This window comes from Vermiculatibacterium agrestimuris (assembly GCF_943193085.1).
In the GTDB taxonomy this organism is placed as follows: Bacteria; Bacillota; Clostridia; order Oscillospirales; family Oscillospiraceae; genus Vermiculatibacterium; species Vermiculatibacterium agrestimuris.
Genome location: NZ_CALPCU010000055.1, coordinates 1 through 1,486, shown reverse-complemented (window position 1 = coordinate 1,486; position 1,486 = coordinate 1). Strand labels below are relative to the sequence as shown.

At 62.5% G+C, this 1,486-nt stretch carries 1 protein-coding gene and 1 pseudogene; both read left to right on the top strand.

Annotated elements, in window-relative coordinates:
- Window positions 1–416 (top strand): annotated as a pseudogene (locus NFR87_RS10400) (hypothetical protein); the annotation flags it as partial.
- Between the two features lie 13 nt (window positions 417–429).
- Entirely contained in the window at window positions 430–1,464 is a 1,035-nt protein-coding gene (locus NFR87_RS10395) for an SGNH/GDSL hydrolase family protein (protein ID WP_251449425.1), read from the top strand.
- The last annotated feature ends 22 nt before the right edge of the window (window positions 1,465–1,486 follow it).

Sequence of the window (1,486 nt, the reverse complement as noted above, 5' to 3'; positions counted from 1 at the left end):
CCGGGCGGGCCCGCCGGGGAGCTGTCCTCCCGCGGGAGGACAGCAAGATCACTGCTCTTTGGCAGATGGCCTGGGTCTTTGGACTGTCTACCATAGCCTGGGTGTTCTTTGAGGCGGGGACGGTCTCCGGGGCTTTGGCGGTGCTTCGGAACATGGTCAAGCCGGTGCTCTGGGACGCAGGGGGTCTTGCGGCTATGGGCATGGATCGGCTGGAATTCCTGGCCGCAGGGGCGGGACTGGTGCTTCTGACGGCGGTGGACGCCCTGAGCCAGCGGATGGATGTGGCGCAGCGGGTGCTGGAGGCGCCCCGGTGGGTGCGGTGGTGCGTCTATCTGGGACTGCTGATGATCGTGGTGATCTTCGGCAGCTATGGCACAGGCTATAACGCCCAGGACTTTATCTACGGGCGCTTTTAAGGAGGTAGGGGCATTGTCTATGGAAGCGGCGGAAAAGAAAAAGACGACCGGCGGAGGTTGGGAGGCCCTCTGGTGTGTGGCCTTTCTGGTGACGGCGGCCCTTCTGCTCCACCTGGCCGGAGCGGTGCTGCGGCCGCTGCACTTAAACTACGGCTCTACCTGGGAGCAGTACCTGGCGGAGCCCAGGGATTCTATCGACGTGCTCTTTTTGGGCTCCTCCTACGCCTACTGCGACTGGAACCCTGGCGTGATGTACGGCGAGAGCGGCCTGACCGGTTATGTGATGGGGGGCAGCGAGCAAGTCCCCGCCATCACCTACTGGTATCTGAAGGAGGCCCTGAAGACCCAGAGCCCCTCTGTGGTGGTGATGGAGGCCAGTTCCCTCTTTTTTGACCGCTACCGGAACTACACCCAGATCAATCTGGGATACATGCCCTGGGGCTGGAACAGGGTGCAGGCCATTCTGGAGTGCGCTGAGCCAGAGAAGAAGCTGGGGCTCTTTTTCGACCTGTACTTTTACCATGACCGCTGGAAGGAGCTGACGGCGGCGGACGTGAAGAAGCTCATTCCCGCCGGGGCGGATCATTGGAAGGGGCACACCGCTGTGGACGAGGTCTTCCCGGCGCTGGAGTATTCCCAGGAGCCCTTCCTCAACGAGCTGACCCAGTCTGAGGAGGTACTGGCGGCGAATATGGCGGACTTTGCCCGCATTGCGGCGCTGTGCCGGGAGGAGGGGATCGACCTTATCGTCACGGTGAATCCCACCTACAGCCAGTATCCCCAGGCGGTCTACGACAAGCTGGAGGCGGAGGTGACGGCCAACGAGGGGGTGCGGTTCGTGGACTGGCGCAACGGCTTTGAGGAGATAGGGCTGGATGTGTCCAGACACCTGTACGACGGCGGCCACCTGAACCAGGACGGGGCCAAGATCTTTTCCGCCTACACCGGACGGTTCCTGCGCGCTCTGGGCTATGCGCCCAGGCCCCAGACCGAGGAAAACCGGGCGGCCTGGGAGGCCGCAGTGGAATACTGGGAAGAATTGCTGTAAAAGAAAAGGGGCGCCTCCCGAT